The 13,298-nt window shown below is 72.4% G+C and carries 12 protein-coding genes and 1 pseudogene; 9 read left to right on the top strand and 4 right to left on the bottom strand.

Going from position 1 to position 13,298, the window contains the following annotated elements; genetic code table 11:
* Window positions 1-44: 44 nt before the first annotated feature.
* Window positions 45-353 (bottom strand): Dabb family protein, encoded by a 309-nt coding sequence (locus tag G401_RS0115230; protein WP_027343176.1) that lies wholly within the window; start codon window positions 351-353, stop codon window positions 45-47.
* A gap of 89 nt (window positions 354-442) precedes the next feature.
* Between G401_RS0115230 and G401_RS0115225 the strand changes: the two genes are divergently transcribed.
* Genes G401_RS0115225 through G401_RS0115185 form a run of 9 tightly spaced genes read left to right on the top strand, consistent with a single transcriptional unit; the run spans window position 443 to window position 8,805 of the window.
* Window positions 443-2,038 (top strand): carbon-nitrogen hydrolase family protein, encoded by a 1,596-nt coding sequence (locus tag G401_RS0115225; RefSeq protein WP_027343175.1) that lies wholly within the window; start codon window positions 443-445, stop codon window positions 2,036-2,038.
* Between the two features lie 6 nt (window positions 2,039-2,044).
* Entirely contained in the window at window positions 2,045-2,848 is an 804-nt protein-coding gene (locus G401_RS0115220) for an oxidoreductase (protein WP_027343174.1), read from the top strand.
* Complete coding sequence (locus tag G401_RS0115215) at window positions 2,845-3,822, top strand: alpha/beta hydrolase family protein (RefSeq protein WP_027343173.1); 978 nt, start codon at window positions 2,845-2,847, stop codon at window positions 3,820-3,822. The genes G401_RS0115220 and G401_RS0115215 overlap by 4 nt, the downstream gene beginning before the upstream one ends.
* 3 nt (window positions 3,823-3,825) lie before the next feature.
* Window positions 3,826-5,025 (top strand): aromatic ring-hydroxylating dioxygenase subunit alpha, encoded by a 1,200-nt coding sequence (locus tag G401_RS0115210; protein ID WP_027343172.1) that lies wholly within the window; start codon window positions 3,826-3,828, stop codon window positions 5,023-5,025.
* Entirely contained in the window at window positions 5,022-5,726 is a 705-nt protein-coding gene (locus G401_RS0115205; protein ID WP_027343171.1) for a hypothetical protein, read from the top strand. Before G401_RS0115210 ends, G401_RS0115205 begins: the two co-directional genes overlap by 4 nt.
* The gene (locus G401_RS0115200; RefSeq protein WP_027343170.1) at window positions 5,719-6,690 is read left to right on the top strand and encodes a hypothetical protein; all 972 of its coding nucleotides are present in this window, start codon (window positions 5,719-5,721) and stop codon (window positions 6,688-6,690) included. Before G401_RS0115205 ends, G401_RS0115200 begins: the two co-directional genes overlap by 8 nt.
* A complete protein-coding gene (locus G401_RS0115195; RefSeq protein ID WP_027343169.1) occupies window positions 6,687-7,448 on the top strand; it encodes an SDR family oxidoreductase in 762 nt (253 codons plus the stop codon). The genes G401_RS0115200 and G401_RS0115195 overlap by 4 nt, the downstream gene beginning before the upstream one ends.
* Complete coding sequence (locus tag G401_RS0115190) at window positions 7,445-8,065, top strand: hypothetical protein (protein WP_027343168.1); 621 nt, start codon at window positions 7,445-7,447, stop codon at window positions 8,063-8,065. Before G401_RS0115195 ends, G401_RS0115190 begins: the two co-directional genes overlap by 4 nt.
* Entirely contained in the window at window positions 8,062-8,805 is a 744-nt protein-coding gene (locus tag G401_RS0115185; protein ID WP_027343167.1) for a maleate cis-trans isomerase family protein, read from the top strand. Before G401_RS0115190 ends, G401_RS0115185 begins: the two co-directional genes overlap by 4 nt.
* A gap of 551 nt (window positions 8,806-9,356) precedes the next feature.
* Here G401_RS0115185 and G401_RS0115180 read toward each other — a convergent pair.
* From G401_RS0115180 to G401_RS0115170, 3 genes and pseudogenes are all read right to left on the bottom strand, one after another.
* Entirely contained in the window at window positions 9,357-9,977 is a 621-nt protein-coding gene (locus G401_RS0115180; RefSeq protein ID WP_027343166.1) for a neocarzinostatin apoprotein domain-containing protein, read from the bottom strand.
* Window positions 9,974-12,637, bottom strand: coding sequence for an ABC transporter permease subunit (locus G401_RS0115175; protein WP_027343165.1), 2,664 nt, complete (start codon window positions 12,635-12,637; stop codon window positions 9,974-9,976). Before G401_RS0115175 ends, G401_RS0115180 begins: the two co-directional genes overlap by 4 nt.
* Window positions 12,634-13,278, bottom strand: a pseudogene (locus G401_RS0115170) (ABC transporter ATP-binding protein); the annotation flags it as partial. The gene G401_RS0115175 and the pseudogene G401_RS0115170, both read right to left, overlap by 4 nt.
* Between the last annotated feature and the right edge of the window lie 20 nt (window positions 13,279-13,298).

Raw genomic sequence — 13,298 nt, 5'->3', positions numbered from 1 at the left:
TTGCGGTACCCGCCGGCCGGCGGCAGACTACTTCGATGGTCGAACTATTCGGTCATCGAAGCTGTTGCCGGGGCCGCCGTGTAGTCGACGGCCGTCCGGGCGGACAGGCGCGTCCGCAGCCACGCGCCGACCTCCAGGTGCGCGGGATGCGCCTGGTACGCGCGCAGCCCGTCCGCGTCGTCGTGCTCGCTGACCATGACCAGGTCGCCGGACACCTCGGTCCGCAGCTCGTCGAGGTGCACGCGCAGCGACCGGATCGACGGCACCACCCCGATCAGCGCCTCCAGCCGCGCCTTCGCCCCGGCGGCGTCGGCCGCGTCGGCGAACTTCATCACGACCACGTGAACAAGCACGGCAACCTCCGTCGGACCCCTGTTGCAAAAGTTGTTCGGAGTGTAGTTTCTGGAAACAGCGTTTCGCTAGGGGAACCGGAGGCCCGAGAATGGCAGCCATCCGCGTCGCGGCGGTCCAACTGCAAGCCGGTCAGGACATCGCGGCCAACCTCGCCGCCTGCCTGCGCCTGATCGACGCCGCCGCCGCGCAGGGCGCGCAGCTCGTCGTGCTCCCGGAGTTCTGCAACCACCTCTCCTGGTACGCGTCCCGCGAGCAGGCGCACGAGCTGGCCACCCGGGACGGTGACGACTTCCTGTCCGCCGTCGCCGAACGGGCCGCCCGGCACCGGTTACACGTGAAGATCAACGTCACGCACGCGTACGCGGACGGGCGCACGGGCGGCACGAACTTCCTGTTCGGACCGGACGGCACGGTGCTCGGCCGGTGCGACAAGCAGACGTTGATGGGCGCCGAGAACGACCATCTCGATCCCGCGGTCGAGACCGGCCCGGTGATCGACACCCCGCTCGGCCGCATCGGCATGTACGCCTGCATGGAAGGCGTCATCTCCGAGGTGACCCGGGGACTGGCGTTGCGCGGGGCGCAGCTGCTGCTCAACAGCCTGAACTCGTTCGCCACGGACGAGGCGAGCCTGCACGTGCCGGTCCGCGCGGCCGAGAACAAGGTGTGGGTCGTCGCGGCCAACAAGGTCGGCCCGCTGCTGCCCGAGGAGCACCTGCCGCGCATCAGCGCCGCGCTCGGCGTACCCCCGGAATGGCTGCACGGCGCGGGCGAGAGCCAGATCGTGGCGCCGGACGGCACGGTGGTCGCGCGGGGACCGCGCACGGGCGAGGCGGTCGTGATCGCGGACATCGACCCGGCGCTGGCCGACGCGAAGCAGCGCCCCGACGGCACCCACGTGTACGCGTCCCGCCGCCCCGACCTCTACGGACCGCTCGCCGAACAGCCGACCGGCCGGCTGCGCCCGGCGGGCGTCGAGCGCCTGCGAGTCGCGCTCGTACGCGGACCCGCAGCAGCCGCCGAGGCGCGCAGCGCGGCACTGGACGGCGTGGAACTGGTGGTGGCCGACGGCCTGGCCCCGGTGGATCTGGTAGCCGCGCTGGCGGGGAGCGCCGCCCACGGCGTCGCGACCGGCGGGGCGCACACGGTTCTCGTCGACGCGACGGGCGTGCTGGGCGCGCAGGCGCCCTTGCACCGCCGGGCGGACGAGCGGGCGGGGGCACCGGACTGGACGGACAGCCAGCTGTCCACTTTCGATCTGCCGTGGGGCCGGTTGATCCTGCTGGCGGGCGACGACACCATCTACCCCGAGACGTTCCGGCTGGCCGCGATCGCCGACGCGGACGTGGTCGTGGCCGCGGTCGACCCGCAGGAGGACTGGGAACTCGCGTACGGGCTGCCGGAGCGGGCGGCCGAGAACCGGCTGAACGTGATCGCCGCGGCGCCCGCCGGGAAGCCCGGCGCGATCTACGCCCTCTCCCCCGACTTCACCCTCTGGACCGCCTGGGCGAACCCGTTCACCGGGCGGATCAGCCACCCCCTCGTCACGCCGGTGCCACCGGACGCGAGCGCCGTACGCGCGACCGTCGCGCCCGCGCAGGCGGCCAACCGCAACGTTTCCCGGCAGACCAACCTCGTCGACGGCCGTCCCTGGCGGCTCGTCGGCGCCCTCCTCGAAAGGTAGGCCACGGTGGCCGAGACCCTCCAGCACGTCGAGGACATGGTCGACTCGTCGCCCGTGGTCGACGTGCACGACACGTTCCACCGGTACCAGCAGCTGCTGGCCGAGCTGAAGGCGAAGATCGACGCCCGGTTCGAGACGGCCCGCGATCCATCCACATTGGAACTGGAGAGCTACGGCGGCTATCCGGACGGGCCGGGCGGTTCGCTGGCCGCGTACGCGGGGCCGGAGGTGGACTGGATGGTGCACTCGTGGCTGGGCAATCCCGCCGCCAGCTTCGCCAACCTCCACCTGACCTGCTGGCTCGGGCCGCAGATCAAGGTGCCGCACCTGGGCATCGCCCTGCTCGTCTGGCCGCAGGGCTGGTTCTATCTCGACTCGGTGCCGCGCACGAACCTCATGGTGGACGGCGACTACTACGACCGCTACTACGCCCCGCTCGACGCCGAATGGCTGGAGCTGCGCGGCGACCCCCAGTTCGAGTACTTCGTCAGCCGGGCCGGGTTCATCCGGGCCAGCCTGAGCCCGACGGCGTACTGCTATTCGTTCGAGCGCAGCGAGCGCAACCTCGACATCGTCGCCGCGCGCCTGCACGCCCACGTCGACCGGTGGCTGGGCTGGGTCGACGCCGCCGAACCGGTCCCGGCCGCCGAGCGGGCCGCGCTGGCCGAGACCGACCTGCGCGTGCGGCGCAACATCGCCGAGCGGGACCCGGCCAACGTGATGGGCGTACGCTTCTTCGGCCAGGAGACCACCGACAAGCTGGTACGCGGCCTCTGGGGCGGCGACCGGCAGCTGGCGCGGCCGCTGTGAACTCAGAGACGCCGAGCCCGGTGATCCGCTCGATCTGGGCGGCGGCCGCGGTGCCCGGGCACGAGCCGCCCTACGACACCGTCCACTTGCGAGTGTTCTACCCGGCCGCGCCCGACGGCAGCGACCGCGAGCGGCTGTCGGGCGTGATGGCCGCCGACCGGTCCGGCGCGCCCTATCCGGTGGCGGTCATCGTGTCCGGCGTCAACGTCGGGCAGGAGGCGTACCGGTGGCTGGCCTGCCGCCTGGCCGCCGCCGGGATCGCCGCGGTCACCTACGACTGGGTCGGTACGCTCTTCGGCGGCCTCAACGGCATCACCCCCGGCGTGGACCTCGACGCCGCCCGCCCGGCCGGCTACGGCACCCGCCCGACGACGCCGTCACTGCGGCCGGTGCTGGACGCGGTGGCGAAGCTCGGCGAGCCGCTGGACGGCGTCCTCGACCTGAGCCGGGTGGCCCTCATCGGGCACTCCGCGGGCGGGACGGTCGCGTTGCAGTCGGCGCGGTACTTCCCCGAGGTGAAGGCCGTCGCTACGTACGGCGCGCACACGATGGTCGCCACGATGCTCGGCTGGCCGGCCGGAACCGTGCTGCCCGCCCAGGCCGACTGCCCGGTCCTGCTCGCCGCCGGTACGCGCGACGGCGTCATCCTCGGCTCGGCCGACCGCTACGGCGAGGACGCGGCGACCCGGCGCGACCCGATCGCGCGGACGTTCGACGAGGCCCTGCCGGACCGGGACGGCGCGAACCTGCTCGTCCACCTGGCCGGGGCCAACCACTTCGCGATCGCGGACCCGGTCGACCACACCGCGGCGCGCGCCTTCCTGGACCGCGACGCCGAAGGCGACCCGGAGGCGATCCGCGACCTGCTCGGCGACCTCGTCACGGCGTTCTGCGCCCGCCATCTCGGCGGGGCCGCCGACGCTCTCGACCCGCTCCTCGCCGCCCCCGGCGTCGCAGCACTGCAGCGGAGGTAAGCCATGTTGAAGAACTTCTGGTACGCGGTCGAATTCGCCGACCGCGTCACCACCAAGCCGGTACGCGTCACCGCCCTCGGCCAGCACCTCGCGCTCTACCGCACGCCGAAGGGGCGGCCGGTGGCGCTGTCGGACCTCTGCGTACACCGGGGGGCGGCGCTGTCGGGCGGGACGGTCAAGGACGACTGCATCGTGTGCCCGTATCACGGCTGGGAGTACGAGCCGGACGGCCAGTGCACCAAGATCCCCGCGAACCTGCCCGGCCGGCCGATCCCGCGTAAGGCCCGCGTCGACTCGTACCCGGTGCAGGAGAAGTACGGCTTCGTCTGGGTCTACCTCGGCGACCTGCCCGAGGCCGAGCGGCCGCCGATGCCGGTCTGGCCGGAATTCGACGACCTCGTCGAGAACGGCGGCAGGTTCCGCGCGGTCACCGGCGAGTTCCTCTGGAACGCCAACTACGAGCGCATCCTGGAGAACGGCTGCGACATCGCGCACGCGCCGTTCGTCCACGCGGGCGCGTTCGGCAACCCCGAGCGCCCCGAGGTGCCCGAGTACGAGCTCGACCAGCCCGACGAATGGTCGGCGTTCGCCACGGTCGACCTGCACCCGCCACGCCCGCGCGGCCTCTGGGCGGCCCTCAACCGGGACAAGGCCAAGCTGGCCAACCGGCCGCCGGTGCGCACGTCGGCGGGGTGGATGCTGCCGAACATGATCAAGCTACACGTCCGGCTGCCCATCGGCGACCTCGTCATCTACGACACGAACATCCCGATCGACGACACGCACACGCTCGTGAAGTGGGTGGCGCTGCGGACGTTCTTCACCGGCAAGTGGGCCGACAAGAACGCGGTCCAGCGTACGCTCAAGATCTTCTATCAGGACGCGGCCGTCGTCGACAAGGTGCGCCCCGAGCTGCTCCCGTTCGACCTCGGCGCCGAACTGCACATCAAGAGCGACCTGATCGCGGTCGCGTACCGGCGGCGGCGGCAGGAGCTGGCGGCGCAGGGCTGGCTGCTGTCCGACGAGGACACGATCACCGGTGACGTGCCGAAGCGTACGGCGACGGTCATCCCGAGCCCGGCCCGCCGGGAGAACCCCGAACTCGCCCGCGCCTGGGTGCACAAGGCCCGGGGCGAGCACCCCAGCGTGGCCGACGCCTGGGCGTCCGCCGACACCGCACCCCTTGCCGAGGAGTCCGCATGAGCCTGCCGTTCGACCTGTGCGACCAGACCCTGCGCGCGATCGTCTCGCGCCACGGCCTCACGGAGGTCGAGACGCCGCTGGCCGATCTGGTGAGCCCGATGTCGCCGCACCCGGTCGGGCACACCCGGATCTTCCGGGGTGACGCCGTGGCCAAGCTGGTCTACGTCGGGCTGGTCGTGCCGCCGATCCAGCTGGACAGCCACATGATCTTCGCGTTCACGCCGGCGGACTCGGCCGTGCCGCATTTCACGCTCGACTCCGTCTACGGCGGCTCGTACCACGCGTTCCACCTCGACCTGATCTCCCGGGCCGACCTGGCGACCAACCTGGAGTACCTGGACGCCGCGTACCGGCCGCTGACCGAGACGTTCGAGCGGACGTCCACATTGGATGGGCTGACCCCGGCGGCGGTCGGGCCCCGGCAGCGGGCGGTCATGTCGCCCTGGATGCTGGTGCACCGCGCCACCGAGGAGGCGTTCGGGCAGATCCGGGCGGCCGTAGACGCGTACGCCGGCCATTGGGGCGACCTGGTGGAGAAGGGGCTGCCCGCGCCGGCCGGGACGGATCTCGCCGCCCGGGACGCGGCCGTCCGCGCCAACATCTTCAGCCGCGACGTCGACCCGGTCTGGGCCCAGGTGTCCCGGCTGCTCGGCGACGACACCACCGACGCGATCCGGCGGGAGCTGCTGGCCGATGAGTGAGAGGGCTGTCGAGAACACGAACGGGCCCAGCGAGTGGCAGAAGCGGATCGCGGGCGAGTGGCACGGCCGCCCGTCGCTGTTCGACGCGACCGGGACCTGGTGCGGTTTCGAGGAGATCCGCCGCTCGTCGGTCTTCGCCGACGGCGTGACGACCTACTACATGGACGGCGGCCTCATCGGCGGCGGCCCGCTGGCCGGACAGTTCCGGCTGGGCGCGCCGTTCGCCTTCGGGGTCGTCGACTCCGACGCCGACCGCGTCTACACCGGGCCGGACTTCTACGGCACCGGCCAGCCCTACGGGTCCTTCGTGGACTCCCACTACTACGGTCCGGGCTGGCAGGTCGACCTCAACACCTGGAACCAGGTGCTGCCCGACGGCGAGACCCAGGTCTACTCGTCCACGCTCTACCAGGGCTGGGCCGTCGTCGGCTGCTTCAACGGCGTCTACACCCGCACGACCGACCACGGCGAGAACCCGGCCACGAGGGAACGCGTACGCGCCTTCCTGGACGGGGAGTCCCGCCGGGGGCCGGTCCCGTTCATCCTGCCGACCAAGCAGCGCGGCGCGTACGCCGGGACGCTGGAAGCCTGGGGCGCCGACCAGGAGAAGCGGGGCAGCGTACAGGTGGAGCTGGGGGTGGAGCCCGTCGACCTGCTGCACACGCGGCGGACGGTGAGCTGGCGCGGCGCGATCGAGCGGACGGCCTCGTGCGTCGCGCGGCGCGACGGCAACCGGCACTTCTACGAGGGGCCCGAGATCTGGGGCAACGCGGCCGGATTCGGGCGCGCGGTGTTCGGCTGGTGGCATTTCACCGACGCGGTGAAGGTGAAGACGCGCGAGTTCGCGATCGACAGCGAGCCCGGCATGTCGGCGGGCGGCCGGCTGGCCGTGGTCTACGAGGTGTTCCAGGGCAACGTCCTGGACCGCGTCCTGCACGGAGTGCTCGACTGGGAGGCGCGATGAACAAGGTCGTGGTGGTGACCGGCGGCACCCGCGGCATCGGTCTCGGCCTGGTACGCGAGTTCGCCGCCCGCGGCGCGCAGGTGGTCTTCTGCGGCCGCCGCGAGGTCGCCGAGGCGCAGAAGCTCGTGCCGGGCAGCGTCGGCGTCGTCGCCGACGTGACCGACCGTGCCGCCGTGCAGTCCCTGTGGGACACGGCGATCGAGCGGTTCGACCGGGTCGATGTGTGGGTCAACAACGCGGGCATGTCCCCCGCCCGGCGTCCACTGTGGGAACTCGACCCGGCGGCGATCGACGCCACCGTCGGGCTCAACCTGACCGGCCTGCTGCACACCAGCGCCGTGGTGCTGGGCGGCATGACCGCGCAGGGCTCCGGGGCGCTGTGGAACATGGAAGGCTTCGGCTCCAACGGCATGCGCCAGCCCGGCCTCACCGTCTACGGCGCGACCAAGCGGGCCGTCACCTACGTCACCGACAGCCTCGCCAAGGAGGTCGCGGGCACCGGCGTCACCGTGCACCACCTCTCCCCCGGCATGGTCGTCACCGATCTGCTCACCCACGACTACACGCCCGAGGAACTGGCGAAGGTGCGGAAGATCTTCAACATCCTCGCCGACCGGGTCGAGACCGTGACCCCCTGGCTCGCCGAGCGCGTCCTGCGCGGCGGCCCCAACGGCAGCCGCGTCGCCTGGCTCACCCGCGGCAAGGCCACCGGCCGCTTCCTGACCGCGCCCTTCCGGTCCCGCGACGTCCTGTCATGAACTACCCCGTCGCCCTCGCCCTGGAAGACCTCGTCCCGACCCTCCTGGCCTTCGCCGCCTTCTTCCTGCTCGCCGGCCTTTCCCCCACCCCTTTCCGGGTACGCGCGGGGCGGCTCGGCGCGATCTGCATCGTGGCCGGCGGCCTGGCCAAGTGCCTGTGGAAGCTGCTGGTCTCGGCCGCCTCGACCGACGTGCCGTGGCTCGAAGCCGCCCTCTTCCCGCTGATGGCGCTGGGTGCGCTCCTGCTCCTGTGGGCGCTGTTCCGGTGGCCGTGGTGGCCCTTCGCCGCTCTTGCTCTCCTTGTCTTGGGCGGCGCTCTTCTTTCGATGTCGATGCAGCCTGTGTTCGTTCTGGCGACCGCTGCGGTCACCGCGCTCAGCGTGGCCGGGGCGATCTACGCCGCCCGCCGCGGGCGATGGCCCGCCGTCGCCCTGTACGCCGTCGGCGTCCTGGCCGTCCTCGGCCTGGTTCCCTTGCGGCACAGCGCTTCCCATTCGACTCTGACGTTCCAGTGGATCGAGCAGTCGGTCAACACGGTGGCGCAGGGCGCGCTGCTGCTGGCCGCCTGGCTGACCGTCCGCGCGTACCGGCCTTCCGCATCCGAGGTGATCGCATGACCGACGCTCTCGGCTGGCGCCGCAAGTTCGGCGTCATCGCCCCCTCCACGAACACGATCGTCGAACCCGACTTCTACGCGATGACCGTGCCCGGCGTGACCGCGCACTTCTCCCGCATCCACATCCGCAACCAGGATCTGTCCGACGACGCCAACTTCGAGAACCTGCTCGTGCAGATCCGGGCCGAGATCGGCGCGGCCTGTGAACGCGTACTGACCTGCGAACCGGACTACATGGTCATGGGCATGTCGGCGGAGACCTTCTGGGGCGGCGTCGAAGGCAACCGCGAGTTCGTACGCCAGATCCACGACATCACCGGCCTGCAGGTGGCCACCGGCGCGGAGGCGTGCGAACGGGCCTTGCAGCTGTTCGGCGCCCGCCGCATCGGCATCGTCACGCCCTACCAGCCGGTCGGCGACCAGAACGTCGTCCGCTTCTTCAACGAGATCGGCTTCGACGTCGCCGCCATCGAAGGGCTGCGCTGCCCGACGGCCGTCGCGATCGCCCACGTGACCGAGGACGAGCTGCGCCGCGCCATCCTGGCTGTGAACGCCGACGACGTCGACGCGATCGTCCAGTGTGGAACGAACCTTTCCATGGTCCGATTGGCCGACGAGGCGGAGCGCTGGCTCGGCAAGCCGGTCATCGCGATCAACGCGGCGACCTGGTGGATGGCTTTGCGCGACAACGGCATCACCGACAAGGTGTACGGCGCCGGCGCCCTCCTGCGCGACCACTGACCGCCCCGCCCGTCGCCGGAGCAGCCGGCGAACCGCCTGGATCTTCGCGGCACAGCCGGAAACCGCCTCGATCATGCGATCGTCGGCACCTTGCCCGGATCGTCCGCAGCGGCCGAGCCCGCCGCGACGGGCGCCGTGATCGAGTACCCGAAAGCTGTAGTAGTTGATGTCCCCTGCTTGATCAAGAGCCGGGGATCTGCAAAAACGGCGGGGTTTTGACTGCATCCGGGTACTTGATCATGCTTTCCGGACCGCGATCGCGCCGCCCGCGCGGCGGCCGGCGATCAACTACCGCCATATCGGCAAACCGGGCCTGATTCGCAAGGGGATCAGGCCGCCCCCGACCCATCGCATCGGATCTTGGCCCAGGATGAGGCTCTCCGCCCGTATGCGTGGGCGACTCCTGCGGCGATCGTCCGAATCGGGAAAGGCGCAACCACCTGCATGATCGAGGTGGATTTCCGGTCGCGGCACGAAGATCGGGACGGGCTTCCGGCCAACGGGACAGCCAGGAAGCCACCTCGGTCTTCGCCCCACGACCGGAGACCCACCTAGCGGGCGGTCGCGGTGCGGCGGCGGCGCGGCAACAGCAGGAGGAGGCCGATGCCGGGGAGGGCGAGGGCCGTCCCAGCCAGGATGAGCACCCACCGCTCGTCGCCCGGCCCGGTCTTGGCCAGTCCAGCGCTGCTGGAGGTGGTCGGGGAAGCAACTCGGGAAGTCGCGGGGGTGGGCGACTTCGAGGCGGCCGGCGTACCGAAGGAGATACGGGTGGCCGCCTTGTTGGCCGCGACCTCCGCGGGCGTGGCCGCCGATGGGATGAGCTGGGCGGCGATCACGCACTGGCGCTTCGTGCAGTCGAACGTGGCGAACTTCTTCGCGAGCTTGAGGGTGATCGTCGGGATCTTGCCCGTGGCGTCCGCGTTGACGAACTGGGCGCCGCCCGCGAGGTTGCAGTCGGTCGGTCCCTTCACCTCGGCGATGCACTCGCCGATGGCGATCTGCTTGAGGTTCGCGGTGAAGCCCCGGCCGCTCACGGTGATCCGCTCGCCGTCGGCCAGGCCGCTGGACTTGCTGAGGGTCAGCACGGGCGCCGACCACGCGGGCGGCGGGAGGACGAACACGGCCAGCAGCGCGGCGGCCAGCGCCGCGGCGGCCCGGCGAGTCCAGTTCACACGGTCTCCTTTCCGAGGGGTACGCCGCCCAGGTAGGCGGCGACGACCTCGGGATGGGCGCGGATCTCGCCGGCGGGACCGTCGGCGATCACCCGGCCGGATTCCATCGCGACCAGGCGGTCGGCGAGGCGGGCGAGCAGGTGCAGGTCGTGCTCGATGACGACGAGGGCGACGCCGAGTTCGGCGTTGATCCGCAGCAGCAGATCGGCCAGCGCGGCCCCGTCGGCCTGGGCGACGCCCGACGAGGGTTCGTCGAGCAGCAGCAGGGCCGGTTCGAGGGCGAGCAGGCAGGCCAGCTCGACGAAGCGGCGGGTGCCGGTGGACAGCTGACCGATCGGCTGGTCGGCGACCGTGCCCAGGCCGAGCAGCGCGATCAGGCGGTCGGCGCCTGCGGCCTTGCGGCGGTCCGGGCCGGGCGCGCCCAGCACGGCCGAGACCAGGCCGCTGGGATGGCGGCGCTCACCGGCGACCATCAGCGCCTCGCGTACGCTCAGGGTGGCGAAGAGGCGGGCGTCCTGAAAGGACCGGGCGAGGCCCAGCCGGGCTCGGCGCTGCGGACTCCAGGTGGTCACGTCGCGACCGGCGAACGTCACCGTGCCGCTGGCGGGCCGGGTGAAACCCGCGACGATCTCGAAGAACGTGGTCTTGCCGGCACCGTTGGGTCCGATGATCCCGACGATCTCGCCCGGCCGGACGTCCAGGTCCACTCCGGACACCGCTTGGACGCCGCCGAAGGACCGGGCGACGCCGCGTACGCGCAGGAGGGCCGCATCGGCGGGCGGCACAGGCAGGGTCCGGGCGGGCAGCACGGGTTCGGCGGGCACCTCCGGCGGCGGCGGTGTCCGGCGGGGCAGCAGCCGGCGGCCGAGGCGGGCCAGGGTTCCGCCGAGCCCGTCCGGCAGGAACACGATCACGGCCAGCCAGCCGAGCGTCAGCGCCGCCTGCCCGGCGATGCCGAGGTCGAGCAGGGCGGGCAGGCCGATCAGCAGGATCGCGCCGAGCACGGGCCCGCCGAGCAGGCCGAGTCCGCCGACGACCACCAGGGCCACCACGTCGATGCCGGCCGACGCGGGGAAGCTGTTGACGGTGACCTGCGTCTGCCCGTGGCCGATGACCGCGCCGCCCAGCCCCGCGAGCGCACCGGCCAGCGCGTACGCCTGCAGGCGCCGCAGCGGTACGCCGACGGTGAACGCCCGGGCGGCGTCCTCGTTCTCCCGCAGGGCGATCAGGACCCGGCCGAAGCCGCTGCGCCGCACGTTGTACGTCAGCCACAACGCGAGGCCGAGGACGCCGACGGCGTACAGGTAGTAGTCCTTGGCGAGGTCGAGCGGGTAGCCGCCCCACGACGGCTTGGCCGCGGTCACGCCGTCGCCGAGGAGGATCGGCAGGCGCAGCAGCCAGGCGCTGGTCGCCAGGGCGAACGCGAGGGTGGTGGCGGCCAGCGGCAGCCCCCGCAGCCGCAGCGCGGGCAGGCCGACGAGCACCGCCGCGAGCGCTCCGGCGGCGCATCCGGCCGCGAGCGCCGGGACGAACCGTCCGGTCGCGGCGGCCACGTGCAGGCTGACCGCCGCGCCGATGCCGGCGTACGCGAACTGGCCGAGCGACAGCTCCCCGGCGAGACCGGTGACGATGAGGACCGAGAGCCCGGCCACGGCGAACCCGGCGATCGAGGTGAGCGCCGAGGCGGTGTCGTTGCTGACGGCGTACGCGAGCCCCGCCGCGATCGCGAGACCGGCCAGGGTGACGGCGCGACCGGCCCACGGATGGGCGGCCGGCGGCCGCAGCCAGCCCGGCGCGCCCGCGTCCCGGCGGCCCAGGCGCGGCTGGGAGAGCAGCACGACGAGGACGAAGCCGGCCAGGCAGGCCTCCACGACGCCGGAACTCGCCCCGGCCGCCAGGAGCAGCCGCTCCCCCACCCCGATCGCGAGTGAGGCGGCGAACGCCTTCGGCAGGGACGTCATCCGCCCGGCGACGGCACCGGCGAGGCCGCGCAGCAACAGGTCCGGGCCGAGGGTGTCGACCGACTGCGTACCTTGTGTGGGGGTGACGAGGATGGCGGAGAACGCCGCCACCGCGCCCGCGATGCCCCACGCGAACGACGCCATCCGGTGCGCCGGTACGCCGTTCAGCCGAGCCGTCTCAGGCGCGTCGGCGGCGGCCCGGATGCCGAGGCCGTAGCGCGTACGCCGCAGGAACAGGGCCAGTCCGCCGAGGACGACCGGGGTGAGCAGGGCCATGGCGACGAAGGCCGGTCCGATGGGCGTACGCCCTACGGTGATCGTCGGCAGCCCCGGCGGCTTCGGATAGGTCAGGCCGGACAGCCCGCCCCCGTCGATCAGCAGCGCCGCGACGAGCAGGAACTGCGACAGCCCGAGGGTCACGATCATCCCGGTGACGGGCGGGCGGCCGGCGAGCCGGCGGACGACCCCGGCCTCGACGAGGGCGGCGATCGCGGCCGCGGCGAGCAGTGCGGCGGGAAGCGCCGCCCAGTAGCCGAGGCCGGTCCGGACGAGGACGGCGAGCACGGCCGCGCCGAAGACGCCGATCGAGCCGTGTGCGAAGTTGAGGAAGCGGCTCGACCGGTAGACGAGGACGAGGCCGACCGCCAGCAGCCCGTAGGTCAGGCCGGTGAAGAGTCCGAGGACGAGCGCGTCGATCACGGGTGGCCGCCCAGCATCAGGTCCTGCACGAGTTCGGGATCGCCGGCCAGTTCCGCGGCCGTACGCTCGGCGGCGACCGCGCCCTTGGCCAGGAAGTAGACGCGGTCGGCGACGGACAGCGCGGCCGGGACGGACTGCTCCACGACGACGATCGTCATCCCGGTGGCGCGCAGCATCCGCAGCATCTCCAGCAGGCCGCCGACCACGATCGGGGCGAGCCCGAGCGACAGCTCGTCGACGAGCAGCACCGACGGCCGCTGGACGAGCGCCTTGGCGAGCGCGAGCATCTGGCGCTCCCCGCCGGACAGCGTGGCCGCCGGTTGATCGGCCCGCTGGCGCAGGCGCGGGAACACGGCCAGGGCGGCCTCGACACCGGCCGCGGTACGCGTACGCCCGAGGGTGTAGGCATGGAGAAGGAGATTGTCCACAACCGACAGTGAGCCGCAGACGGCCTGGCCCACGACGGTGGACAGGCCCAGCCGCGGCCGGGTGGCGGCGGGCAGCCCGGTGATGTCGCGGCCGTGCAGGCGCACGGTTCCCGCGGACGGCCGCTGCAGCCCGGACAGGACCCGCAGCAGCGTGGACTTGCCGACGCCGTTGGGGCCGCAGACGGCGACGATCTCGCCGGGCGCGGCCCGCAGGTGGGCGCCGAACAGCACCT

The organism is Hamadaea tsunoensis DSM 44101, from assembly GCF_000428945.1.
Classification (GTDB): Bacteria; Actinomycetota; Actinomycetes; order Mycobacteriales; family Micromonosporaceae; genus Hamadaea; species Hamadaea tsunoensis.
This window is presented reverse-complemented; position numbering and strand designations above follow the sequence as displayed.